The sequence below is a fragment of the Polaromonas sp. AER18D-145 genome, assembly GCF_002379095.1.
Taxonomy (GTDB): Bacteria; Pseudomonadota; Gammaproteobacteria; order Burkholderiales; family Burkholderiaceae_C; genus Polaromonas.
Genome location: NZ_NBZV01000040.1, coordinates 15,112 through 38,507 on the forward strand (window position 1 = coordinate 15,112; position 23,396 = coordinate 38,507).

Sequence of the window (23,396 nt, forward strand, 5' to 3'; positions counted from 1 at the left end):
TCAGCGCACTGCCTTACATCGATATGTCACTGTCGCCACCGGATCGTCCATCGAACAGACAGGGGGAGGCAACGACTGATATCCTGTTTAGACATACCGAATGCTCAACCTAACCTGTCCCAACCCGTGAACGCTTTTCTACCATCACCGCATATGGATGCGCCTTCAAGAACAGGCAGCATCGCATCCCGTTCTCTGGAAGATGCCGCAGTGCATCTGGCCGTGTCGAGGAACGGCTTACCCATCCTACGCCAGGCCTTCCATGTGCGGCATTTGCGGTGAACTGAGATTCGACGCCACGTCACCGGACATGGCGGTAATCAAACGCATATCCGAAACGCTGGCACGCCGCGGACCAGACCACGCGGGAACATATGCGAACGGACCGGTTGCCTTTGGGCACCGGCGCCTCGCAATCATCGACCTGTCTGCAAACGCCGAACAGCCGATGGTGGACGACACACTGCACCTCGCTCTGGTGTTCAACGGCACGATCTACAACTACCGGGAACTACGCGCCGAACTGATCTCAATGGGCCATACCTTCGTCTCGGAAGGTGACAGCGAGGTCATTCTCAAGGCGTACGCTGCATGGGGCGAACAGTGCGTACAACGTTTCTACGGCATGTTCGCCTTCGCCATCTGGGATATGCGTCGCGCCAGTCTGTTTCTGGCGCGGGACCGCTTCGGTATCAAGCCTTTGTACTTGACCCAGGATGACAATCGACTGCGGTTTGCATCGAGCTTGCCCGCGCTGCTTTCTGGCGGCGGCGTCGATACACGTCTCGATCCTGTCGCATTGCACCACCACTTCATGCTGCACACCGTGGTGCCGGCACCGCGCACGATACTGACCGGCGTTCGCAAACTTCCGCCCGCCAGCACGATGACTGTCGGCATGGATGGAGCCGTGACGCAGAAGTTGTACTGGACGCTGGACGCGACGCGGCCAGCAGAGCCGCTGTCAGAAGCGCAATGGCTTGCAAAGACGCGCGAGGTCCTTGTGCGCGCGCTCGACCGTCATCGCCTTGCCGCCGACGTACCGGTGGGGGTACTGCTGTCGGGCGGGCTGGATTCGAGCCTGCTGGTTGGCTTGCTGGCCGATAAAGTGGACGACCTGTTGACGTTCTCGATCGGCTTCGAGGGCATCCCCGGGGTCAGTGTGGGTGCTGAGAAGGCCGACGAGTTCGAGTTCTCGGACCTGATCGCTGCGCAGTTCAACACCCGCCACCACAAGCACCTCATCCCAAACAGCGAGGTGCTTGCACGTTTGCCTGAAGCCGTGGCGGCCATGACCGAACCGATGATGAGCCACGACGTCATCGCGTTCTACCTGCTCAGCGAGCGGGTGTCGAAGGAGGTAAAGGTGGTACTTGCGGGGCAAGGCGCCGACGAGGTGTTTGGCGGCTACTTTTGGTACCCGTTGATGGACGCTGAAACCGGCCCGCCGGTGGAGCGCTTCGGCCGGCACTACTTCGACCGTGACCATGCCGAGTATCTGGAGATGATCGCGCCGGCATGGCACGTGCCCGACGTGACAAGGAAGCTGGTCGCGCGAGAACTCGGCAGGCCGCAATCCGACACCTTTCTCGACGAGGTCTGGCGCTTCGACGCGACCACCTTGATCGTCGATGATCCAGTCAAGCGCGTGGACAACATGCCAATGGCCTGGGGTCTTGAAGTGCGGGTGCCCTTCCTTGACCATGAATTGGTCGAACTTGCAGCAAGGATGCCTCCCGAACTGAAGCTCAAGGATGGGGGAAAGTTTCCTTTAAAGGCGATCTCGCGCGGCGTGATCCCGGATGCGGTGATCGACCGACCGAAGGGCTACTTCCCGGTGCCCGCCCTGAAGCACGTGCGCGGCCCGTTTTTGGAGCTGATGCGCGGCATTCTGCAGTCGGATGCCTGCATCCGGCGCGGGCTTTACCAACGCGCCTACGTCGACAAGCTGCTGGCCAATCCGGAGGCGCACTTCACGCGCATTCAGGGTAGCAAGCTGTGGCATCTCGCGCTGCTGGAATGGTGGCTGCAGGTACATGTGGATGGCGTCCCTGATGGCACCATCACGCAACCCGGCTCAGACGGGCTTTCCAGCACGTCGCGCGCATGACTTTCGACTCGACCAACGCACCTGATCGCCGCGCGGACTCTACGCAACGCTTGCGCGACCGTTCACTCGCAGGTTGGGAGAACGAGGGTGGCGCCGGGCCCGCCGACCCGGACTCTGACTTCGGCCTGCGCGAGCCGATGGCCGATTCGCCACCGTTGTCCAACGCCGAGCTGATGCAGCTTCAAGTGCGCGTCATCGCGCTCGAAAACCTGGTCATCGCGTTGTTGGGACAAGCCGGTGAACAACAGCTTGAAGCGATTCGCGATATGGCGGCCTACATCTCGCCGAGACAGGGTTTCACACAGCATCGGCTGACGATTCAAGCGGCCGCCGAGATGATTAGCCTTGTCAATCGGGCCGATCGGTTCCGGGGCAGAAAACCTTCAGCTACTGCGCTGAGTTTGACCGATGCGTTAGAACTCCCTCAAGATCCGCCAGCAGCTTCGCCATCATCAACCTGATCTGCTAGATCGGATGCGAGGAGTCCAGACCATTGTGACGAGTCGAGAACGATTGACGCTTCCCCCTTCTGACAGGGTAGGAATTCATGCGACCAAGGCCCACGTATGGCGGGCAATCTGCTCGTCTTCCTTGGAGACGATAACCTGCACCGAACAACGCGATGTGGCGTTGTTGATCGGATTGATTACCAAGCGGTTGCGGGGTTCGTTCAGATTTATGCCCATCCAAGACAGACTAGCGCATATGGAGGCACGCACCGCCGCATCGTTCTCTCCGATACCGCCGGTGAAGACAAGCAGGTCAAGCCCGTCCAATACGGCAATCATCGCAGCAATCTGCTTGCGTACGGACTGACAAAACATCTCGATGGCCAGTCGCGCCGAGGGGTTCGACGGCGCCGCCTTGTGCAGTTCCCGCATGTCGCTATCCAGCCCCGAAATCCCCTTGAGGCCGGATTGGTGATCGACCAGGGCTTCGATCTGGGCAGCGTCAAGCCGCTTCTCGCGCATCAGGTACACGAGCAAGCCCGGGTCCAGGTCGCCGCTGCGCGTGCCCATGATTACACCGCCGGTTGGTGTCAAGCCCATGCTGGTATCGATCGACTTACCACCTTTGACTGCGGTGATGCTTGCACCGTTGCCGAGATGGGCAATGACCAGCCGCACCGGCATGCCGTTGCCCAATTGCTGCACAATCGATTCGAGCGACAGCCCATGGAAGCCGTAGCGCTGGATGCCTTCAGACTGCAGTTCCCTGGCTATCGGAAGCACACGGGCGACCTCTGGCAACTCGGCATGAAAGGCGGTGTCGAAGCACGCGACCTGAGGAACGCCGGGAAAGTGCGCTTGTGCGAAACGGATGAACGCCAGCGCGACGGGTGCGTGCAGCGGCGCAAAGGCGACAGCGGCTTGCAGCTGGCGCAGCACCGCATCGTCGATGCGGCAATGCTGCCGCAGCGCAGGCCCGCCATGCACGATGCGGTGCCCAACGGCGTCTGGTGGCGGCATCCCAGAAGCTGCGAGAACGCTGGCGATACGGGTCATCGCGTCCGGATGGTCAGCTGTCGAGACGCTGTCGCCGAACAACTGCTCGGTTCCGGTCGAATCGACGCGATACAAACCGAATTTGAACGACGACGAGCCGCTGTTCAGCGAGAGAATGTTCAGCGAGCGCATCCACAGACTTTCATGCTGTCCAGTGCCAGTCCAGGATCTCCGGCATGTCCTCGCCATGCTCGCCGATGTAGAGCTTGTGGCGTTGCATGGTCGCATCGAACCGCGCGGTCTCCGCCGCCACCTGCCCCGCCAGCCTGGGGATGCGCCGGATCGCGTCGAGCGCCAATTGATAGCGGTCCACACTGTTCAACACCACCATATCGAACGGCGTCGTCGTGGTGCCCTCTTCCTTATAGCCGCGCACATGGATGTTGTCGTGGTTGCGCCGCCGGTAGGTCAGCTTGTGGATGATCGCGGGGTAACCGTGGAAGGCGAAGATTACCGGCTTGTCGGTGGTGAACAGGGCATCGAATTCGCGGTCGGCCAAGCCGTGGGGATGTTCCGACGGCGGCTGCAGAACCATCAGGTCGACGACGTTGACGAAGCGGATGCGGATGTCTGGCACATAGCTGCGCAGCAGGGTCACGGCGGCCAGCGCCTCCAGCGTCGGCACGTCGCCGGCACAGGCCATCACGGCGTCGGGGTCGACCTGACCAACACCCGCATCTCTACTGGCCCACTCCCACACCCCTGCGCCGGCAGCGCAGTGGCGCACGGCCGCGTCAATGTCCAGCCACTGCAACGCCGGCTGCTTGCCGGCGATGATCAGGTTGACGTAGTTGCGGCTGCGCAGGCAGTGGTCCGCCACCGACAGCAAGGTGTTGGCGTCGGGCGGCAGGTAAATGCGCACCACGTCTGCCTTCTTGCTGGCCACATGGTCAATAAAGCCGGGGTCCTGATGCGAGAACCCGTTATGGTCTTGCCGCCAAACATGCGAGGTGAGCAGGTAGTTCAGTGAGGCGATCGGCTTGCGCCAGGGGATCTGGTTGCACACCTTCAGCCACTTGGCATGCTGGTTGAACATCGAATCAACGATGTGGATGAAGGCTTCGTAGCAAGAGAACAGGCCGTGACGCCCGGTGAGCAGGTAGCCCTCGAGCCAGCCTTCGCACAGGTGCTCGCTCAACACTTCCATCACGCGGCCGTTGGCGCTGAGGTGGTTGTCACGCTCCTCCTGCACGCCGTCCAGCCACACCTTGCCGGACACCTCGAACACCGCATCCAACCGGTTCGACGCGGTTTCATCCGGGCCGAAGAGTCGGAAGTTGGCCGCTTTCAGGTTGAGTCTCATCACGTCGCGCAGAAACCTGCCAAGGACGCGAGTGGCCTCAGCCTCCATGGTTCCCGGCTCGGTCACCGGAACGGCATAGACGCGGAAGGAAGGCATGTCCAGCGGCTTCAGCAACACGCCCCCGTTGGCGTGCGGATTGCAGCCCATACGGCGCTGGCCTGTCGGTGCCAGCATAGCCAACTCCTCACGGAACCGACCGTCCTCGTCGAACAGTTCCTCGGGCCGGTAACTCTTGAGCCAGCTTTCGAGCTGCTCCACATGCCCGCCTGTCTTGAACTCAGCTATAGGCACCTGGTGCGACCGCCAACTGCCTTCCACTTGTTTGTCGTCAACGCGTTTCGGCCCTGTCCAGCCTTTGGGCGTGCAAAGGACGATCATCGGCCAGCGTGGCCGTAGGAGAGACTCCCCCGGGTCGAGCGCTCGCGCCTGCTGTTGAAACTCGCGTATTTGTGCCAGCACCGCATCCAGCGCGCCGGCCAAGGCTTGGTGCACGAGCGTCGGGTCGTCGCCTTCGACGAAGTACGGCTCGTGGCCGTAGCCGCGCATCAGATCGGTCAGCTCTTCCCGGCTGATGCGTGCCAGCACCGTGGGGTTGGCGATCTTGTAGCCGTTCAGATGCAGGATTGGCAGCACCGCGCCGTCGCGCGCCGGATTCAGGAATTTATTGGAATGCCAGCTCGCCGCCAGCGCGCCGGTCTCGGCCTCGCCATCACCGACGACGCAGGCGACGATGAGATCGGGATTGTCGAACGCCGCTCCATAGGCATGGGCCAACGAGTAGCCCAACTCGCCACCCTCATGAATCGAGCCTGGCACTTCGGGCGACACGTGGCTGGGGATGCCCTGCGGCCACGAAAACTGCCGAAACAGCCGCTGCAGGCCGTTGCGGTTGCGTTCGATGGCTGGATAGTGTTCGGTGTAGGACCCTTCCAGATAACTGTTCGCAACGATGCCTGGCCCGCCGTGGCCTGGGCCCATGACGTAGATCATGTTCAGGTTGTTATCTTTGATCAACCGGTTCAGGTGAACATAGAGAAGGTTCAAACCCGGCGTCGTGCCCCAATGGCCCAACAAGCGCGGCTTGATGTCCGCTAGCGCGAGCGGGCGCTCAAGCAGCGGGTTGTCTCGCAGGTAAATCTGCCCGACCGACAGGTAGTTCGCCGCACGCCAATAGGCGTGCATCTTTTGCAGGGTGCCAGGGGTCAAGGAATCGGACATGGGAGTCTTTCGGGTAGTTTAGTCACGCTGCTTCCGGTCAAGCCACCACGTCGAAAACTTGAATATAACGGGTGGCAGTATCAACATTTGCAGCACTGGCGAAAGGCCGACACCCAAGCCTGGTAAGCGTGGCATGCGCGCCGTATAACTCCAGCGGTCTAAGACATACACAGCGCCCCATTCGATGGTCAGGGCAATAGCGAATCCGGTAAAGATCATCAGAGCGTAACCGCCGAGTCCCGGCTGGCTAAACCAGTCCGTCTGGCCCAGCACAATGACGCCGACGCCAAAGATAATCAGTACGATTAGGCCGTCCCCTAGGCTGGGGACGACGCAATGTGCTGCAAACTCCAACAAGTCACCTTCCTCCACATATAGCGGCATCTGCGCCACCTCCCACAGAAAATTGAGCGGTACGCTAACCACGAATAGGGTTGCAGCTATTAACAATAGTTTCGCCATGGTGTGCCCCATGATTACTCAGTCATGCGGTTCTGGCAAAGCCGGATGAATCGACGGCAAAGCGTAAGTGGCCGACCACCATCGCGGGCACATCAGCAAGAGCACGAGCATCACCGCCAAAGGAAGAGCTAGCCATGCGAAGCTGTAACGGGCGAAAGCACCGAAGATCCATCCGCCGGCGGACGATCCGAGCGTCTGCCCGAAACTAGCAGCCGCGGCAAGCCCACCCATCGTAACGCTGAGCATCTGTCGCGAAACACTCGCGCCCATGTAGGCGATGACTGGGAGAACCAAACCGGTTCCAGCGGCTGTAAGACTGATGCCCACATACATCCAAATATCTAATCGATGGCGAGCCAGCACCAGCAGCCCTGCCATCGCCAAAAGCAACCCTACGCCGATCAACCATCTGCTTTGAACTCTTTCAAGCATATTCGTGAAAAACAGCAGAGCGTTGACACCAAGCATCACAAGGCTGCACTCGGCGAACATCAATCCGATCTCGCGCGAAGAGACGCCAGGGTGTTGCTGTCCTTGCAGGAGTATCCCCAACTCAAAACCCGCGAGCACGAGCATGACAACTCCATTCAGCCACCACAACGCGAGATGGCGACCTTCAGTGGAAGCACCCGGACTTATCTGCGCCGCTGCGTTGGCAGGCTGCGTCGTAGGCAGTGTCACGGTGAGTCCCGCCATCATGGTCGCACCGAGCACAGCGGAAAGAACAATCACAAAACGTGCGGAGAGCGAGGGGGAAACCACCCCTAAAATCAACAATGTGCCGATCCCGTCTGCTACGACTCCCAGCCCAGGGCCGAAGAGAAATCCGAGTAGCGACATAGCACTGAGCCAAGCGAAGCGCCGCGCGCGCTGCTGCCTAGGAGTGTGTTCAGCAACCAGTGCGGCAACAACCGGAACCACCGCCGCCACGAAGAAGCCAGTTGCACCGCGTAGCACATACATTCCCCACAGGCTGCTCAATGTAGGAACCAGCAAAAGAAGCAGGCTAGCAACGTAGCCAACGAGTCCAACAACCAGTATCCGGCTCCGCCCGGCGCGGTCCGACATCACACCCCACAGAGGGGCGCCGACCAGTACGCCGCCAGCGTACGTGCCGCTTAGAAAGCCGACGTGGCGTGCAATTTCAGCCTCAGTCGCACCTGGCGTCAACTCAGACAGCCATCCCGGCAAGAGAGGCATGAGTGCCCCATAACCGGCCGACACAACAAACACCGCCGCAGCCAGCCACCCCAACTGCACAGGCTGCAGACTGGGGAGCTCAGCCACCGCGGCTAACCGGGAGACAGAAGTCATTGCAGTAGTTAACCTCTTTAACGTGGCAACCTTAAACCCGCTCTAGGTGCCCTTTCGCCGCATACCCCTACCATGGTCAAGGCGTCACGCTGACACCATTGGGCAGGCGGCCGACAGGGATGGTGGCGATCACCTTGCGCTGCAAGATATCGATAACGGAGACTGTGTCCTCGTAAAGGTTAGTCACAAAGGCATGGAGTCCTTTGCGATCAATTGCCACGCCGTGAGCACCCTTTCCGGTCTTGATCGTCGATACGACCTTGAAGCTACGAAGATCAATGACGCTGACAGTGCTACCTGGGTTTTGCCGTGTTCCCTGATTCGCCACCAACAATAACTGGCTGTCGGGTGTTGCGTACAACTGAATCGGAACTGTACCCACAGCTATCTTGCTGATAACCTTTCGACTCACAGGGTCAATCACAGCGACCCGGTTTTCCCCAGACAGCGACACGAACCCCAGCCGACCATCAGGCGTAAAACCCACCTGCGCGGGGCCTTTGCCAACAGCGATTTGCAAAGTTTCCTTTCGTACCGCAGTGTCAATGACCGAGATGGTTCCGCCCTTGAGGTTGGCGACCCAGGCTTGTTTGCCGTCCGAACTGATCCGCATGCCGTGTGGGGAGGCGCCGACCGGAATTGTGTCAACAACCCGTCTCGCAGAAATATCCACCACGCTAACGGTGTTCTCGCCGCCGTTTGCGACGTAAGCAAAACGGCCATCGGGCGTCACGACCACGTGTGCGGGATGCATGCCGACTGGCACCTTAGCCGCCACCGCATCAGTGGTGGTGTCAATGGCCCAAATTTCTCCGCTGCCAGCCATTGCTCCATGCTCGGACTTCGGCATGTTGTGGGCCGCCTTTGCCGGTTCGCCGTTGTTGGTCACCCAGACTTGCCTGCCATCAGGCGCGACCTGGACGTTGTGCGGACCTTGACCGACCGGAATACTGCCGATCCTCTTGAAGGATGTCGCGTCGATGACGCTGACAGTGTTCCCCTCTTCATCCGCGACATAGACCTTCTCCGCCGCGGCGTAGGACGCCCCGGCAGCCAACAGCGCACTGATCTGCACAACTGAGACCAACCATTTCATTGAGCTTTTTCGCATAGTAATGACACTCCTAAATTTGAAATCGACCAGCCTTAAAGGATCACCGGCTTGTCCGGCAGTTCATCAACACTGCGACCATTGGCGGGAAAATTCTCCACCAGATGCTGCGTCACAGCCTGCACGCCTTTGAGCGCACCGCTCTCATAGTTCGATTGTTTGAAGGCCGTTTCCATCTGGCGGCAAACCTTGCTCCATTCTTGTGATCCCACTTTTGCGTGAATCCCGCGGTCGGCAACAATTTCTACCGCCCGATCAGCGAGCAGTAAGTAAATCAGCAAACCACTGTTGTCTTCGGTATCCCAAACGCGGAGTTGCGAGAAAACTTCAACGGCCCGTTCTTTGGCCGTCTGCCCCTTAAACAGCGGCATGCCGTCTAGCCCGCCCTCCACGACAAATCGGATTTCTCCGACATGCGCGGTCTCGCTTGCTTTGATAGCTTTTTCGATAGTGCTCAAAGTACTGCGCGGAAAGGCTCGCCTGACCCGCCCTTCGGTGAGCAGCAAATGCGTCAAGATGCGTTTGATATTCATGATTACCATCTCCCCGACGCGCCGCCGCCACCGAAGCCACCGCCTCCTCCTCTGAAGCCACCGCCGCCAAAGCCGCCTCGCCCGACTCCTCCGTAGTGCCCGCCGTGTCCATGCCCGCCCATGCCTCCACCCAACAACGTGATGAACAGCGCGATCACTCCAGCGAGCAACGCCACGGATAAGGCGCCAGCGATAAGCCAGGCAACTACTGCAACTGCCCCACCTGTGACCAGCGAACCGGGTACTTTGCCTAACGTCGCCCGCAGCACGCCGCCCACTGCGAGAGCAACAATGAAAAGGATAGGGGCGTACTGCCGGACGTCTCCGGTACTGGTGGCAGGTTGCCCGATGGGTGCCGGCAAGGGCTCACCGTCAACGACGCGGATGATCTGCTCGACCCCGGCCGTGATGCCACCATAGAAGTCTTGCTGCCTGAAGCGCGGCAGAATGGCCTCGCTGATGATGCGTTTGCTGGTGGCGTCATTGAGCGGCCCTTCCAGTCCATATCCCACCTCAATACGTAGCGTGCGATCGTTTTTGGCAACAACCAGGATAGCACCGTCATCAACTTTCTTCCGTCCGAGCTTCCATTGCTCAGCAACCCGCAAGGAAAATTGCTCAATTTCTTCCGGCGCTGATGACGGGACTATCAGGACAGCAAGCTGACTGCCCTTCCTTGCCTCAAACGCTGTCAACGTTTTCTCCAGTGAGGCCTTCTGCTCTGCGGCAAGCGTGCCGGTTAGATCAATGACATGCCCAGTCAAAGGCGGGACCGGTGCTTGCGCTATAGAGAATGCAGCCCAGCCAAGTGTGAATGCAAGGAATAAGGCCCTGCCTGCGCTTCTCGCAATCACTTGGCTACACCTGAAGCACCGACTTTGGGATTTGCCGGTGCGGAGTCAAAACCGACACTGGGCGGCTTGGAAATTTCCTTTTCGTTCTCGACGGTGAAGTTGGACTTTTGCTTGTAGCCGAGCACCATCGCTGTCAGATTGGTGGGAAAGGACCGCACCGTCACGTTGTAGTCCTGCACCGACTTGATATAGCGATTGCGTGCAACCGTAATGCGATTCTCGGTCCCTTCCAGCTGCGCTTGCAGGTCCCGAAAACCCTGGTTGGCCCGTAAGTTCGGGTAGTTCTCTGAAACAGCCAACAGCCTCGACAATGCACCAGTCAGTTCACCTTGAGCCTGCTGAAATTTTTGAAATGCCACCGGGTCATTGACAAGCTCCGGGGTAGCCTGGATTGATGTAGCCTTTGAACGCGCATCAATCACCCTCGCCAGGGTGTCCTGCTCGAACTTTGCTTCGCCCTTCACGGTATTGACGAGATTGGGAACCAGATCCGCACGGCGCTGGTATTGGTTGACGACCTCCGACCAACTCGCCTTGACTTGCTCGTCATTTGTCTGAAATGTGTTGTACCCACAGCCCGTTAGGCTCAGCGCCAATGCTGCGGTCAGGACAGCCAATAGTTTTCGCATACTCTTTTCTCCAAAATGTTTAATTCGACTGTTGTCTCAAAGAGCAAAGGCCAGTCAGATTGACTACAACCCTCACAACCACGCAGCAGCAGTTCAAGCAGATTTCCCCAACCGCTTGACAGTGCAACGGTGCCCGACGACGATGCGGGTCTTCACCATGTCTAGTGTTTGTACTCCTATGAATAGTGATCAGGCGGGCTGCGTTCGGATAGCCGATCCAACGCCGGATGCCCGCACATGCGCTTCGGCTTGTGCTGTCCGTCTCTAAGCAAAAGAAAGTGAAGAGAAACGACAACGCTCAACAGCGCGGCAAAGAAGCACCATACCGAGATAAACCAGGTTGTATAGAACCAATAGGCCAAGCCAAAGGACAACAGCGCAAAGCCTCCGTAGGCTTTCACCGTTCTATGCGTTGACAGCAAAAGACTGACGGTGGTTGACATCAGGTAAAGCGTCATGGCCACCGCAGCATAGAAATGCGGTGAAACGTACTCGATGTGCTGGCCGATGGGTCGCGAGACGATGGGGAATGCGACCAGGAAGTAAAGCAGGTACGCTCCCACCGCGATGCCAGCGGCGGAAAAAACGACAAGCGCTTGCCGTCGGCGTCCGGGTGGTTCTATCAGCAACACGGCGACCGGCACGTAGACTGGCCACAACACATGTGAAAAGAAGGAATACACATGTGTCATCACCGTATTGAGCAAGGGCGCCTCGTGGCTAAACGTCAGCCAAATCACACCCTCGCTCAGCTGCTGGATTGCGAACAACAGCGGTATTGCGGCGAACGGCAATTCGCGTCGACACCGCGCCGACCGCAGCGTCAGCGTACCCAGGCCAAGCAAAAAGGCACCCGCGGTGAAACTGGCCGTGGCGGAAAAGCACATTCAATTCACTCCTGAATTTAGGCCGTTGCAGCCTGCGTAGAGGTCGCGCCGCGATAGTGGAACCGGGCATTCGCCAAGGTTGTGCCTGGAGGCGAGAATTTGGTAAATCCCTGTTCCACCAGACTCGAACTCCAGCGCGCAGGCTGCCATGTACAAGCGCCAAACACGATAGGTCGCCTCGCCAACTTCGCGCAGCGCAGCGTCGCGGTTGGCCTCCAGTCGTTGCACCCAATGGCGCAACGTCAGCGCGTAGTGCGGCCGCAGACCCTCAACATCGTGGATTTCGAATCCCGCGCGCTCCATCCCGAGTTGAATGTTGCTGACGCAATCGAGTTCGCCATCCGGGAAGACATAGCGGTTGATGAACTCAGTGGCCACCGTCTTGTTCCAGCCCTCTTCGTCGTGCGTGATGCCGTGATTGAGGAACAGTCCGCCAGGACGCAGCAGGCGCATGACGGTCGACAGATAGGTCGGCAGGTTGCTCAAGCCAACATGCTCGAACATGCCGACGCTCGACACCTTGTCGTAGACGCGTTCGCCGGCCATGTCCCGATAGTCGCGCAGCTCCACAGTTACCAGTTCCTGCAGCCCGTCTGCCTTGATACGCTGCTGGGCGTACTCGAACTGCTGCTGGCTAAGCGTGATGCCGTGGGCCCGCACCCCATGATGCCTGGCAGCCCAGCACACCAGGGCCCCCCAGCCGCAGCCGATGTCAAGCAGCCGCTCGCCGGGCTGAAGTCGAAGCTTGCGGCAGATATGCTCCAGCTTGTTGCGCTGCGCCTGATCCAGCGATTCGTCAAGGCTAGTGAAATAGGCGCATGAGTACACGCGCTCCGTGTCTAGCCACAAGCGATAAAACTCGTTGGAGACGTCGTAGTGAAACTGGATCGCGGCACGGTCACTGTCTTTCGAGTGGCGATGGGAGAAACGCCGGGCGATCCGGGAAGCCAAGGTATCACCCGGCTTGAGATTGGGATCCGTCATGGCGGGCAGGCGCCAGGCATCGCGCAGCAGGGCCAGCTTGTCGTGCCAAGTAAGGGATAGGCGCTCGAAATGCGTCTTTAATGAGAGTGCGCTGTACAGGTCACCCTCGAAATCAATCACACCCCGGAAGTAGGCATCCGCCAATAACAGCGGACTACGCTCAAGAATCAGACGACGCAGGATGGCAGGATCGCGCAGCACCAGCGTGAAGGATGGCAACTGATCACCGGGCGCATGCAGGATATTGTTCCACAGCCGCAGGGAAGCTGATCCAGCGTAGCCTCGCATCAAACGATCGAAGATTCTGACAGCCGTTAAGTCTGCAGTGGCTGCATCTGTCGCGCTGGCTGGAGTGTTACTTGTCACTGTGGGCCTCTGAAGGTTGACCAACGGGTTCTTGGGCGGGATCGCTTAGCGGACTTCGCGATGAGGCGACCAGGCTGACACAGCGAACTCGATCTCGGTGGCTCGGCTGGCCAGCTTGACTATGACGCGGAAGCGGTATGGCCCGCTCCTGGCGGTCGAGAACAACTGGCCGTAGGTCATTTGGCCGTTGACACTCATCGGCGTCAGGTACTTTGGCGGTGCATCGACAATCCCGGTTTCGCTGAGCTGGGCGCGCACCACGGCGTCCCCGATACGCGCGCCGCTACTTGTGAACAGGGCAACGACGAGGTGATGGACTTGGCCACCGTCCTGCGGCACGACACCATGCATGTCTTCCAAAGCGTGTTTCTCTGACACGACTGCGGCGGGCACGAGACCCCAGTAGAGAACCACACCGTCGCGTTCGAGGCGCGCCTGTGCCAAGACGGCGGACGACCCAAGTGCGAGGATGAGCAGCACAAAAAGTGCAGCCAGTTTTGACAACACGAACGACATGGCGGCCTCCCGGATAGTCTGGTTCGGATTCATGGAAGAAACTCGCGCACGCTGGCTGCAATGGCGGAAGCCAGTGCGATGCGATTGGACGGGTGAGAAATCGTGTCGCAGCTCACTATGTCAGCCGCACCGGCCGCATGCAGATCCTCAAAAGCCGTTTGTGCGAACACAGCATGCACGGCCACGCACACGGGTGCGGCCAGACCGATACGGCGTAGATGGCCAACGGTTTCGATCATGGTCCGTGCGGTCGAAACGATGTCGTCCACCAGCACTGGCGTGTGCGAGCGCCAGCGATCAACCTCAGGGACGGACACTTCGACATCACGATCGCCTCGCCGGGTCTTTGCCAATATGATGAAAGGCACTTCCGCGCGCTGCGCCACATCCCTTACCCACTGGGCGCTTTCCTCGTCAGGCCCAATCAAAAGCGGTTGGCTTACATTCAGCCGTACCCAGCTTGCGACGCCGTCTGCCGCATGGGCCACCCGCGAAGGAATACTGTAAACCTGCGATAGATCCGCAATGCGGTGCAAATGAGGATCTACAGTGACCAACCAGTCCACATGGCGTGAGATCCACGCCGCTACATGCTGAGCGCTGATCGTCTCACCCGCGTGAAACTGCCGATCCTGACGCATGTAGGCCAGGTATGGAGCCACCAAGCCGACCGATACCGCACCAGCTTCGCGGATGGCGCATGCCAGAAGCAGGAGCGGCACCAGTTTGTCATCCGGTCGATCAAGCGTGCACACGATGAACACATGTCGCCCTTCGACCGAGGTTTCAGCCCTCACATGGGATTCTCCGTCGGGGAAACGGCGAACCGTTGCAAGTCCGCGATCGAAATCAAAATGAGCAGCCAGATCGTCGGTAAGACGTTCATTGCCAGGCATGGCGGTCCCCACGGGCTTCATGATTTTGCCTCCTCGCCCAGTGTCAAAATCGGGTGCGTCGCGAGATAGCGCTTAGCGTAGGCCAGTTCTCCCGGTGCCTCCGCGTGCAATGTGAACAAGGGCTGACCAAGCTGCACAGGATCGCCCAACTTCACATGTAAAGAGAGCCCGACAGTGGGAGCGCCAGGCGCACCGGCGAGTTTCGCAACCCGCGCGAGCCGTCGACTGTCGATGCCGGAGACATAGCCGGTACGTTCGGCTGTCACCGCTTCAAGCAAAGGGGCGACACCGGGCTCGCGCAACCCACCTTGCGCCTCGCAGATAGCCTGAAACTTGTCCCAGGCCGCGCCGCTGTCAAGTAGTCGCCAAGCCTCCGATTTGCCAGCGCCTGGAATGCTATGCCCGCAGAACTCCAAAAGATCTCCCGCCAGCACCAGCGACCGCATGCGAAGATCCACAGGGGCCGCAGCCGCACCGCGCAACACCGCCAGGACGTCATGCGCTTCCAGTGCGGGGCCAACGCCACGCCCAACGGGCTGTGCACCGTTCGTGCGGACAACCCGCAAGTGGATTCCATGTGCAGCAGCTACCTGTTCAAGCAGGACCTGAAGGCGATGCGCATCTTCATTGGTCCGAATCTTGGCGGTGGGACCAACGGGAATGTCGATCACCGCGTGCGTCGCCCCGGCGGCAATCTTCTTGGACAACACGGACGCGACCAGCTGGGCGTCGCTATCAAGGTCCAGTGGACGCTCAACGCGGATCAGCAAGTCATCCGCCGGACTCAGGGTCAGCGCCCCTCCCCATACAAAACAGCCGCCCTCGCGCTCGACGACGCGGCGCATTGCAGGTAGATCCAGATCAACACGGGTCACCGTCTCCATCACATCGGCGGTACCAGCAGGTGAAGTGATCGCGCGGGATGAAGTCTTTGGCATTGTCAGCCCAGCTGCAGCGGCAATGGCAACCACGATGGGAGTTGTCCGGTTGCCAGGCAAACCTCCTATGCAGTGCTTGTCCGCAATGGGGGTTCGCCCCCAATCAATACGCTCCCCCACGTCAACCATTGCTCGCGTCAGATCGATTGTTTCCTGGAGGTCCATACGCCCACCCGCGCAGGCACTCAGGAAGGCGGCGATGTGCATATCCGAATATCGGCCCGCAGCGACGTCCGTCACGATGGCCTTGAGCGCAGGGGCATCAAGCCGATGACCGTAGATCTTGGCACGCATGGCACTCAGAGAGTCGAGTGTCGGCGCATGCGCCACGCCGACGATGTCTCCCAAAATGGCATTCAACGCTTTCCAGGCGCTGGTTGAAAGACTGACCTCCCCCTCCGCCAGCAGATCTGAATCGACGACGTTGATTGTCGCTATGATGCGACGGTCGTGCAGGTCTACCTCGACGCGTGTTTGCGCTTCGAACCCTTCAGCGCGGCAGACGTGGCAATCCCGCCGCATGTAGATCACGAATTCCTGGTGTGTGTCTATCCCCAGGGGACGCAGCCGCAATCCAACTCCGTTCATCGTGCAATCTCCAAGGTCTGGCCCAGCCGCGGGACGGTCACAGACCAGCCGAGTTCACGCTCTATGCGTTGCCGGAGCGCATCTGCCGGAGCCGGTTCGCCATGATTGAGGAAAACACCCCGAGGTGCCTTCGGAGAAGTTTTGAGCCAATCGACGATCTGGCGCGCGTCGGCGTGGGCGGACATGCCTGGCAAAGACACCACTTCGGCATTGACGGCGACATCCTCCCCGTGAATGCGAATGCTTTTCTCGCCGGCAACTATCCTGCCGCCGCGTGTGCCCCCAGCCTGGAATCCGGCGAACACAATGGTGTTTCGTCTGTCCGGCGCCAGCGCCTTTAGGTGATGCAGCACCCGCCCACCAGTGGCCATGCCACTTGCCGACACGATGACGGCCGGGTAATGTTGGGCGACCAGCGCACGCGACTCCTCTACTGTACGAACCATTTTCGCGACCTGACACATCCCGATGCACTCCTCCGGCGACAGCCGGTGTTCAGCGCGATAGCGGTGATAGATATCGGTCATGTCGATTGCCATCGGGCTGTTCAGGTATACGGGCATGTCAGGGATTTCCGAACGCTCTTTTAAGCGGTAAATCGAATACAAAAGCGATTGGGCTCGCCCGACTGCAAACGCGGGAATTACTACGACACCTCCCCGTGCGGCCGTGCGCCTGATCACCTCGCCCAGAAGAGTTTCGGCATCTGCCCCGTCATGAAGGCGGTCACCGTACGTCGATTCGGCGACGATATAGTCAGCCCGCTCGATAGGCGTAGGCGCCCGCATGACGAGATCGTCCGGGCGGCCCAGGTCGCCTGAGAACAAAATGGTGGTCTCGCCCGCCGTCACCTCGACCGAACCGGCGCCCAGAATATGCCCCGCTGGCCGTAGGCGGAGATGCATACCGGCGACGCCTCTGGCGGGGGCATCAAAAGGCAACGGCTCCAGACGACGCAAGGCCCGGAAAGCATCCTCTTCGGTGTACAGCGGCAGGGCTGGTGTGTGTTTAGACCGCTGGCGGCGGTTGGCATACTCCGCGTCTTCTTCCTGCAACCTTCCGCTGTCGGGCAGCAGAACTCCGCAGACTTCAATCGTGGATGGCGTGGCAAATACCGGACCACGAAAACCCTGCTTGACGAGCAACGGCAAGGCCCCGGAATGATCGAGGTGGGCATGCGTCAGGACGACGGCATCGAGTTGTTTCGGATCGAAGGGAAATTCCTCCCAATTCATCGAGCGCAAATTTTTGTAGCCTTGAAACAGACCACAATCGACAAGCAGCTGTTTCCCTTCATGGGTGACGAGCGTCTTCGAACCGGTGACAGTGCCTGCGGCACCGAGGAATGAGAGTTTCATGTGGAGACTTTCAGGTAAGTGATTGAAAATTAGGCTTCGGGTGGCTCCAACACTGGTTTAGCCATTGCAGTACAACAACCACCGGTCGTATACAAAGACCCCCTCTGTCATGACAAAGGCCATTTTTTTGATGCAAACGGTGCGCCCACGCCTAAAGAGGCGTCTGTCATGGCAATGGATTCGCTTGCAGGCACACCGCTTATCCCCAGCGCACGGATGGCGTCTATCGTCTCTGGAATAACGATGGCCTGGTTGTCCACCATGTAGGCATAAAACAACTCCGCGCCTTCCACGTGCAGCATGTCGGACCAAAGTCCTACTTCGTACAGGCTGTCGTGCGGTCGGCCGCTGTCGGCCATCAACTCCTTGACCACGTTTGGGGCAGTGAGGCCGGTACTGCCTTTGATTAGGGCGATCCGGCTGGAGCGGGAAAAGATCTCCAGAACTTCCTCTTTGCTCGCTGAACGTGTCATATCAACCGCCCAATAATGGACGTGCGCAATCGTCGTCGGAACAGCGACCGCCATCGTCACCACGTCGAGATCGGGATCAACGCTGCGCGCATCGGGCCCCTGGTGGCTCGGAATCGAAGGTTCTGGAAGCACCGTGTTGATGATGCCGCCCAGATGACTTTCCCATGGGTCGGTGGCTCGCCGCAGCAGTGTGCCGCGCGCGCGTTTGAGCAAGCCGGCGCGTTTGAGGGCACCCAGGGTGCGAACGATCGATGTGGTGTTGCAAGACACCACACGGGTCGCTGGGCGACCGACCGCCGAGGCGTAGTTCGCCTCAGCCACGAAGGAATGCCCAGTTACTTCGTGTTTTTCGCCGCCGTGAAGAATAAATGCCTTTCCGGCGGCGCGATAGCGCTCCGCATTGCTGGCACCAACGCGCTTGGGCGTACAGTCCACGACGATGTCGCTGATGCCCAAGAGATCATCCAGCGACCCGTTGAGATGAAAACCCGCCTCTCGCATGCGCTGGCTTGCCGACGCGTCCGCGGCATAGAGGGGTATTTGTTGCGTCACGGCGCCCAGAATGCGCCAGTCTGCGGCAACATCGGCTACGCCCGCTAATGCCATATCCGGCTGACTTTTGATGGCTTTGGCAACACGCTTGCCGATCACACCGTAGCCAACGATGCCTACCTGGATCATGTTGTTCATTCGTTCTCCTTTATCAATCGATACTGGGCTACCGCGAGATCTGGGGCGTCACGCCTCAGGACGCCTGCGAGGTCGGGCTCAGCGAGCCATATCGCTGCCGACGCGCCCTTCGCTTTCGTCCTTCCGGCACGGCAGCACGAGTCTCTTTTCACGTAACACCTCTTCCGGCGCTTACGACTCGGCGAATCCGCGCCATGTCCCGCTGCCGCCAGGTGAGATGCTCATAAACACTGCTCCAGTACATGCCGAAAGCGAAGCCAAACAAGAGCTCCTCTATGGGCAAACCGCCCGGACGCCAGGCAAGCAAGGCGCCCAGGTTCCAGACGGCCTCAACGTAACCGGGCCAAAACCACTTCAACCCCAGCAGAAAAACCGCATACAGCGCCAGAAAAACGCCTCCGCCGAAGAGTGTGTTTCGCCAGAGGTCCAGTCGGCAGAAGAGTGTTGCCATTGCCCCTGAAAACATCGCCAGAATTCCGGGATATATGGGGTTCCAACGCAGCACCATCAGGCCACCGAAGACGAAAAGTGGACAGGCTAGTGCCAACAGATGCCAGCGATGCTGTGGCATCGATCTCGCTCGGTGATCCATGCTTCTGAGTGGCAATGAAGTTAGAGCGCGATAGCCGGCCACGCCTAGGCCACCGATCGCGAAGCAGAAGATCAGGCTTTCAATATCAAAGCCTGTTCGTTGGGCCAGGTCAAACAGGCTGGGTGGATTCCAATAGGCGGGCACGAACAGTGGCTCTGTCAGACCGAAAGGTGTGGTCAGCATGCTGGCCCAAAGCATGGGACGGCGCAGTTCGGGGCGGAAGTAGAACAGCAGTGCCCACGGCACCATAAATGCCGAGGCCCAGATTAACCATGTGTAGCGGAAAGATGGATCGTCGGTCACGCCGTTGCGCCCCAAGTGAGATGATTTTCAATGTCCGGCGACGTGTTATGTGGGGTGTTGAGTCGAGGGCGATCCGCCAAAGTTCGGAATAAATCGAGGTGTTCGGCTCGCGTAGCGATCCCATTCATCCCCAAAACGCTGTGCCGATTCGCGCTCCTCCGTATAGGAAAGCCGCACGTACATCACACACAAGACTGGGAACATCACCAGCGTCAGTACCGTTGGCCACTGCAGCAGGAAGCCGAACATGATCATCACAAACGCCACGTACTGGGGATGCCGAACCCTTGCATATGCGCCACTTTGAGCAAGTGTTCCTGCACGCTGGTTCGCGTACAACACCGACCAAGCTGCGGACAGCAGCCAAAAGCCGCCGCCGATGAATAAGGCGCTGAGCAGGTGAAATGGGCCGAGGTGGGGATTAGCACGCCAGCCGAACATCACCTCCAACAAATGACCTGCATCGTGCGAGAGGAAGTCCACACCCGGGAACTTGGTGCTCAACCATCCCGACATCAGGTAGATGGTTAGCGGGAAACCATACATCTCGGCAAAAAGCGCCACCAGAAACCCGGAGAAGGCACTGAACGAGCGCCAGTCCCTTGGGCTCTGCGGCTTGGCGAAACTAAAAGCGAAAATAATGAACACCAGTGAATTGATGACTACCAGCGTCCACAGCCCATAGGCTGGTGCAGAAGATTGGTCCATGTCCTTGACTCCGATATAGGTTCAGTGGTGGTGGGTGCCAGATGACGCTGATGCGCCCGGCTTCGGGGTAACCTCTCCGGGTGCCGCGTCTTGGTCGCGGCGGCCGGGCGTATCGTCGGATCGATGTTGACCGTGGCCCCCATGACCGCCGTGGAACATATGCATCAACACGCAGCCCCCCAAGAGCAGGAAGGGTAGCCAGCCGAAAAGATGAGCGCGATGTTCTGCCAAAAGGAAGAACAGAGCGACCGCCGCAAAGCCGGCGAATATCCAAGTGGAGGCCTTGCCGCACTGACGCAGGCGTGAGGAAAGTGAGCGTTTCATGTGAAGGTCCTTGCGAGAATCGTGGTTTGAAAATTGCAGGGCTCAAGGGCCGCGTAGGAGATGTCAAAAGGCGCGCTGAAAATAGATGTCCCGGCCTCTTCTTCCCGTACCTTTCGATGTTTTGAACAATCTGACTCCAGGTCGCTTGGAACCGGGGACAGATTTATCATGATGAAATCCCTGCGGCCGTTGTCGTTGAAGCTTGCGGCTTCTGGTGCCTAATGCCGGCGAGCTTGGTGCGTTTGAGTAGCAATGCATTGATTGCTACCAGCGCCGAGCTGCCGGACATCGACAGTGCCGCGACCTCGGGCGACAGCGTGAATGGGTAAAAGACGCCGGCCGCCAGAGGAAAGGCAATCACGTTGTAGCCGACCGCCCACCACAGGTTCTGGTGCATCTTGCGCAGCGTGGCGCGTGACAGCTCGATGGCACCGACCACGTCGTAGGGATCGCTCTTCATCAAGATGACCTGGGCGCTCTCCATCGCCACGTCAGTGCCCGCGCCAATTGCGAAGCCCACATCAGCCTGTGTCAGGGCTGGAGCGTCGTTGATACCGTCGCCGACCATGCCGACCTTATGGCCCTGGGCCTGCAGCTCTTTGATCTTGGAGGCCTTCTGGCCAGGCAACACATCGGCCAGAACGATGTCGATGCCGAGTTCTTTCCCTATCCGATCCGCTGTGGACTGATTGTCCCCAGTGATCATCGCGACCTTCACGCCGCGCTCCTGCAGCTTGGCGATCGTTGCCATGGACGTTGGTCGGACGGCGTCGGCAATGGCAATTAGGCCTATCAGCTTGCCAGCCCGAGCGACATACACCACGGTGCGGCCTCCGCCCTGAAGACGGGAGGCTTGCGCAGAGAGGGGGTCCAAGGCGACGTTTTCAGATTCCATCAGCTGACGATTGCCGAGCAAGACGTTTTCACCGTTAATAGCTGCGCGAGCGCCCTGCCCATCAATATTGGTAAAGCCTGTCGCGACCTCAGTCGGCGTGGTACCGGCTCGCTTGAGTATTGCAAGCGCCAACGGATGCTCGGAGAACTTCTCCACAGCCGCTGCCGTGGCCAGCAGTTGCGCGTCATTGACACCTGGCGCGGTGACCGTCTCCACGACGTCTGGCTGCCCGAGCGTGAGCGTGCCCGTCTTGTCGAAGACGATGACTGTCAACTTGGTGGCGTTTTCCAGCGCGGCAGCGTTCTTGAAGAGGATGCCGTTCATGGCCCCAAGTCCGGTCCCGACCATGATAGCCATCGGAGTGGCCAGCCCAAGGGCATCGGGGCAAGCGATCACGAAGACCGTGATCGTTAAAGTCAGGGCGAACAGCAAAGGCTGGCCCAGGACCCAGAACCAGACGCTGAAGGTGAGCAGCCCGATGAGAATGGCAGCCAGCACCAACCATTGCGAGGCCCTATCGGCCAGCAACTGGCCCGGGGCCTTCGAGTTCTGCGCTTCCTGTACTAACTTGACTATCTGCGCGAGCGCGGTGTCGGCGCCCACCTTGGTAGCCTTGTAGCGGAAGCTGCCGCTTTTGTTGATCGTAGCGCCGATGACTGCATCGCCCACGACTTTTTTCACTGGCATGGATTCGCCGGTCAGCATGGATTCATCGACTTGGGAGCCACCCTCAAAAATTTCGCCATCTACCGGAATCTTGTCTCCCGGTTTGATGACGACTGTCTCACCAACCAATACCTCGGCGGTAGGAACCTTGACCTCGACGCCACCGCGCAGCACTGTGGCCATGGGCGGGGCCAGGTCCATCAAAGAGCGGATCGCGTCCGAAGCCCCGGCGCGCGCCCGCATCTCCAACCAATGCCCCAGCAAAATGAAGACCAGCAACACGGCTGCAGCTTCGTAAAACACCTCACCTTCATAAATGAAAGTGGCGCCGACGCTAAAGACGTACCCCGTACCGACCGACAGGACGACCAGAGTCGCCATGTTCGCAACCTTGTTGCGCGCAGCACGCCAGGCAGCGATGAAGAAGGGCCAGCCCGGATAGGCAATGGCACCTGTCGCGACGACGAACAGGAACAGCTTGCGGTCGATGCCGAACGGGGTAGCAAAGTCGCCAAACATCTGCCCCATTGGTGAATACAGAAACACTGGAATTGCGAACAATAGAGCTACAAGGAAGCGGTTGCGCATGTCTTTGGCCATGTCTTCCATCGACATACCCGGTGCGTGACCCATGTCATGCATCATGTCGGCCTTCCCGTTAGCGGAAGGGTCGCCATGACCACTGTGAGAACCATGGTCGCCATGCGCCGCCGGTGCAACTTTCACAGCAGCTCGCAGCTCTGTCCCCGAATCGCCGCCAATGCTTTGGCGCCCTGCGCCGCCAGGCATGGTGTGCCCGGCATGTCGGGTATGTGCATCTCCTGCCGTCTTATGCTCCTCCGGAGCGCAAACATGGGCTGGGAGGAGTTGGCCGCGGCAGTGATAGCCGCAGTCGATCACGCGTTGCCGGATAGTTTCAAGCTCGATCCGCGATTCATCATAGTGCACGGTCGCGCTTCCGGCGACGTAGTTCACGTCTACGTGATGGACACCCGGAAGCGTAGAGAGCTGCCTCTCAACGCCAGTGGCGCTCAGTGTGGAGACCAGATCGCCGACCTCGATGGTTGTTGTTTTCATGCGTTTCCCATTGCAGACAATTCAGCGGACCAGCAGCCTGGCGCCGCCTGGATTAGAGACATCCGGGGCTGAACCATGTCACCGTGAGTTGCCGTG

At 59.3% G+C, this 23,396-nt stretch carries 21 protein-coding genes; 2 read left to right on the forward strand and 19 right to left on the reverse strand.

The features are described 5' to 3' along the window. Window positions 1–262 precede the first annotated feature (262 nt). Window positions 263–2,110 carry an N-acetylglutaminylglutamine amidotransferase gene (locus B7G52_RS17625; RefSeq protein ID WP_096698833.1) on the forward strand — a complete coding sequence of 616 codons (1,848 nt, stop codon included), beginning with the start codon at window positions 263–265 and terminating at the stop codon, window positions 2,108–2,110. Beyond that, the gene (locus B7G52_RS17630) at window positions 2,107–2,571 is read left to right on the forward strand and encodes a hypothetical protein (protein ID WP_205853081.1); all 465 of its coding nucleotides are present in this window, start codon (window positions 2,107–2,109) and stop codon (window positions 2,569–2,571) included. The genes B7G52_RS17625 and B7G52_RS17630 overlap by 4 nt, the downstream gene beginning before the upstream one ends. A gap of 84 nt (window positions 2,572–2,655) precedes the next feature. On the opposite strand, the gene B7G52_RS17635 is transcribed toward B7G52_RS17630, so the two are convergent. The 19 genes from B7G52_RS17635 to B7G52_RS17725 form a co-directional block, all read right to left on the reverse strand. Then, complete coding sequence (locus B7G52_RS17635; RefSeq protein ID WP_096698834.1) at window positions 2,656–3,747, reverse strand: acetate/propionate family kinase; 1,092 nt, start codon at window positions 3,745–3,747, stop codon at window positions 2,656–2,658. A gap of 10 nt (window positions 3,748–3,757) precedes the next feature. After that, entirely contained in the window at window positions 3,758–6,136 is a 2,379-nt protein-coding gene (locus B7G52_RS17640; RefSeq protein ID WP_096698835.1) for a phosphoketolase, read from the reverse strand. 18 nt (window positions 6,137–6,154) lie between these two features. Further along, complete coding sequence (locus B7G52_RS17645; protein ID WP_141397491.1) at window positions 6,155–6,598, reverse strand: hypothetical protein; 444 nt, start codon at window positions 6,596–6,598, stop codon at window positions 6,155–6,157. Between the two features lie 18 nt (window positions 6,599–6,616). Further along, entirely contained in the window at window positions 6,617–7,912 is a 1,296-nt protein-coding gene (locus B7G52_RS17650) for an MFS transporter (protein ID WP_096698837.1), read from the reverse strand. Between the two features lie 76 nt (window positions 7,913–7,988). Next, entirely contained in the window at window positions 7,989–9,008 is a 1,020-nt protein-coding gene (locus tag B7G52_RS17655) for a cytochrome D1 domain-containing protein (RefSeq protein ID WP_240523510.1), read from the reverse strand. A 50-nt stretch (window positions 9,009–9,058) separates the two neighbouring features. Continuing rightward, the gene (locus B7G52_RS17660; RefSeq protein ID WP_096698839.1) at window positions 9,059–9,556 is read right to left on the reverse strand and encodes a TPM domain-containing protein; all 498 of its coding nucleotides are present in this window, start codon (window positions 9,554–9,556) and stop codon (window positions 9,059–9,061) included. A 2-nt stretch (window positions 9,557–9,558) separates the two neighbouring features. Continuing rightward, entirely contained in the window at window positions 9,559–10,407 is an 849-nt protein-coding gene (locus B7G52_RS17665) for a YgcG family protein (protein ID WP_371329036.1), read from the reverse strand. Beyond that, the gene (locus tag B7G52_RS17670) at window positions 10,407–11,039 is read right to left on the reverse strand and encodes a LemA family protein (protein ID WP_096698841.1); all 633 of its coding nucleotides are present in this window, start codon (window positions 11,037–11,039) and stop codon (window positions 10,407–10,409) included. Before B7G52_RS17670 ends, B7G52_RS17665 begins: the two co-directional genes overlap by 1 nt. Before the next feature lie 176 nt (window positions 11,040–11,215). Beyond that, window positions 11,216–11,926 (reverse strand): DUF6629 family protein, encoded by a 711-nt coding sequence (locus B7G52_RS17675; RefSeq protein WP_240523511.1) that lies wholly within the window; start codon window positions 11,924–11,926, stop codon window positions 11,216–11,218. Then, window positions 11,927–13,198 carry a cyclopropane-fatty-acyl-phospholipid synthase family protein gene (locus B7G52_RS17680; protein ID WP_096698842.1) on the reverse strand — a complete coding sequence of 424 codons (1,272 nt, stop codon included), beginning with the start codon at window positions 13,196–13,198 and terminating at the stop codon, window positions 11,927–11,929. 123 nt (window positions 13,199–13,321) lie between these two features. Continuing rightward, the gene (locus B7G52_RS17685) at window positions 13,322–13,792 is read right to left on the reverse strand and encodes a hypothetical protein (RefSeq protein ID WP_096698861.1); all 471 of its coding nucleotides are present in this window, start codon (window positions 13,790–13,792) and stop codon (window positions 13,322–13,324) included. 29 nt (window positions 13,793–13,821) lie between these two features. Further along, complete coding sequence (locus B7G52_RS17690; RefSeq protein ID WP_096698843.1) at window positions 13,822–14,709, reverse strand: ribose-phosphate pyrophosphokinase; 888 nt, start codon at window positions 14,707–14,709, stop codon at window positions 13,822–13,824. Next, window positions 14,706–16,214: a thymidine phosphorylase family protein gene (locus tag B7G52_RS17695; protein ID WP_096698844.1), complete on the reverse strand. Its 1,509-nt coding sequence runs from the start codon at window positions 16,212–16,214 to the stop codon at window positions 14,706–14,708. The genes B7G52_RS17690 and B7G52_RS17695 overlap by 4 nt, the downstream gene beginning before the upstream one ends. Continuing rightward, window positions 16,211–17,572 carry an MBL fold metallo-hydrolase RNA specificity domain-containing protein gene (locus B7G52_RS17700; RefSeq protein ID WP_096698845.1) on the reverse strand — a complete coding sequence of 454 codons (1,362 nt, stop codon included), beginning with the start codon at window positions 17,570–17,572 and terminating at the stop codon, window positions 16,211–16,213. The genes B7G52_RS17695 and B7G52_RS17700 overlap by 4 nt, the downstream gene beginning before the upstream one ends. Window positions 17,573–17,679: 107 nt before the next feature. Beyond that, the gene (locus B7G52_RS17705) at window positions 17,680–18,735 is read right to left on the reverse strand and encodes a type II glyceraldehyde-3-phosphate dehydrogenase (RefSeq protein ID WP_096698846.1); all 1,056 of its coding nucleotides are present in this window, start codon (window positions 18,733–18,735) and stop codon (window positions 17,680–17,682) included. 148 nt (window positions 18,736–18,883) lie between these two features. After that, on the reverse strand, window positions 18,884–19,630 hold the full coding sequence (locus B7G52_RS17710; protein ID WP_205853082.1) for a lycopene cyclase domain-containing protein: 747 nt from the start codon (window positions 19,628–19,630) through the stop codon (window positions 18,884–18,886). Window positions 19,631–19,675: 45 nt separating this feature from the next. Further along, window positions 19,676–20,338, reverse strand: coding sequence for an isoprenylcysteine carboxylmethyltransferase family protein (locus B7G52_RS17715; RefSeq protein WP_096698847.1), 663 nt, complete (start codon window positions 20,336–20,338; stop codon window positions 19,676–19,678). A gap of 21 nt (window positions 20,339–20,359) precedes the next feature. Beyond that, window positions 20,360–20,662, reverse strand: coding sequence for a DUF2933 domain-containing protein (locus B7G52_RS17720; protein WP_096698848.1), 303 nt, complete (start codon window positions 20,660–20,662; stop codon window positions 20,360–20,362). Between the two features lie 166 nt (window positions 20,663–20,828). Continuing rightward, complete coding sequence (locus tag B7G52_RS17725; protein WP_096698849.1) at window positions 20,829–23,300, reverse strand: cation-translocating P-type ATPase; 2,472 nt, start codon at window positions 23,298–23,300, stop codon at window positions 20,829–20,831. Window positions 23,301–23,396: the final 96 nt, after the last annotated feature.